General features: G+C 69.7%; 1 protein-coding gene. It reads right to left on the bottom strand.

What is annotated here, in order from left to right; genetic code table 11:
• Window positions 1–814 precede the first annotated feature (814 nt).
• Window positions 815–1,141, bottom strand: a complete 327-nt coding sequence (locus AB0C84_RS46170; protein WP_361079272.1) for a hypothetical protein — start codon at window positions 1,139–1,141, stop codon at window positions 815–817.
• Window positions 1,142–1,417 lie beyond the last annotated feature (276 nt).

Raw genomic sequence — 1,417 nt, 5'->3', positions numbered from 1 at the left:
CGAGCGATCCCGGCAGGCCGTCCTCACCGCCGCGCGTGAGCTGGTCTCCGAGCTCGGGTACGCCAAGGTCACGATCATGCTGCCGGTCCCCTTGACCCCGCCCCGGCAGGCCGCTGCCCTTCGAGCGTCAGCACGCGCGCGGCCGGGTGGAGGCGAGCGAGTCCACGCCTGCTTCCTCCTGGCCCTCATGACGTGCCGTAACGGGAAGGTCCATCCCTTACGTCCAGGTCCTGGCAGCGTGCTGGCGGCCGCGCTAGAGAACCGGGTTGTGACCTGCACGAATCTGTCGGTAGGTCGGTCACGGTGCCGGATGGTGGGATCGACCGGCTACGCGGCATGCCGGACGGCTATCTATCTGGGTGGAGCTGGGCCACCCCGGCGTCCACTCGGCGCGGGGGCGATCAAGTTGCCTTCTGCGGGGTGGGATGTCGAGTTCGGAGAAATTCCCGCCGGCGCACATGTCGGCGGAAGGCGCGTTCGCGGTTGTCGGCAAGGCGCGCCACAGCCGAGCTGGGTGGGATGCGGGGAGTTGGAGGGAGCGGGGCGATCTGGGCGGTGGTGGTCTCAGGTCGCGGGTGGGCCGAGCGGCTTTGTCCGCAGGACCAGCAGATGTCGGATGTGGTGATGGGGGTGGACCAGTGCGGACGCTGGCCCGGGCGAAAGGGATGGTTGGGGGGTGCTGGTGTGGTGGGGCATGCGTGGTGAGGGCACCCCTCGAAGCTGCACACTGAGCTCTCCAACTGCGCGATAGACGGTCCAGGCTCGCCGACCGGCCCGAAGAGCCCGAAGCCGGTGAGTCATGACGAGCGGGCGGTCATGCGGGGTCGACATAGGAGAGCGCAATCCGGTAGCGCTGTCCGTCGATGGTCACTTCGACGCCTCGGCTGGAGCCCCCCGCGATGGATAGTTCTTCGGCCGCGCGGACGTCGTGGTTGCCCCAGAGTCCTGCAGCCGAGGCGGCCTCGCGTAGCTGCTGCTCGAACTCTCGGTCCTGCACGCAGATCAGCAGCGCGGTCTCCAGAGGGTCGATGAGCGGCGGCATGGTCTCTGGCTCGGCGCTGTCGTGCGCCGTGAAGTCGCGGCTCGGATAGTGGAGGCCGTCGACGTCATCGCCGCGGTGGCGGGTGACGATTTCGTGCATGGCGGAACCTTCCGGGATGGCGCAGGGAAGGGCGGTCAGGTGTGCCGGGCCCGGCCGCCCAAGCAGATCGGCCTGGCTGGCGGGGGCCGTCAACGCGGACGGCCCCCGCCTCAGGTCCGGGTCAGCTCCTGGGCTTCCCGGCCCTGGTGGCGCCGGCGACCACCGCGCGCTCCCGCTCGATCTCGGTGTCGGTTTCGGTGTTCTGGTCGGGGCGGCCGGGGAGGTGGATGCGGTCGACGATGAACCTCACCGACGCCTTGCCTTCCCGGTCTTCGC

The sequence above is a fragment of the Actinomadura sp. NPDC048955 genome (assembly GCF_040649435.1).
GTDB classification, from domain to species: domain Bacteria; phylum Actinomycetota; class Actinomycetes; order Streptosporangiales; family Streptosporangiaceae; genus Spirillospora; species Spirillospora luteofluorescens.
Note: the sequence above shows the minus strand (reverse complement) of the source record. Positions and strands in the feature narration are given on the sequence as shown.

Coding starts and splice junctions, on each gene's coding strand:
- AB0C84_RS46170 (WP_361079272.1), bottom strand. CDS start 1,141: ATGCACGAAATCGTCACCCGCCACCGCGGCGATGACGTCGACGGCCTC.